The following is a 308-nucleotide window of genomic DNA, read 5'->3' on the forward strand; positions in this document are numbered from 1 at the left end:
AGGTGCTGACCTCGGTGGTCAGGGCCTTGCTGTGGCACTCGGCGATCTTGGCATACAGCACGTTCAGGCTGTAGGAGATCAGCTTTTTGTTCATGGTGGGCAGAACGCTGCCGTGGTCGACGTTGTCCTTCTTCTTATCGGGGTTGGGCAGGTCATCGGCGTTCAGCATCATGCCATTGCGCTCCGCCGAGCGGCCCAGCAGGTACTCGCAGGACACATTATAGTAATCCGCTACCCGGACAACAAAGTCCAGGCCGCACTCGCGGATGCCCTTTTCGTAGTGGGAGAGCAGTGCCTGGGACACCCCA

At 59.1% G+C, this 308-nt stretch carries 1 protein-coding gene; it reads right to left on the reverse strand.

Features of this window, described 5'->3' with window-relative positions; genetic code table 11:
* The coding region (locus tag P0G09_RS17985; protein ID WP_275253352.1) for a helix-turn-helix transcriptional regulator at nt 1-308 on the reverse strand (308 nt) is incomplete at both ends.

Source organism: Faecalibacterium sp. DFI.5.82 (genome assembly GCF_029076575.1).
In the GTDB taxonomy this organism is placed as follows: Bacteria; Bacillota; Clostridia; order Oscillospirales; family Ruminococcaceae; genus Faecalibacterium; species Faecalibacterium duncaniae.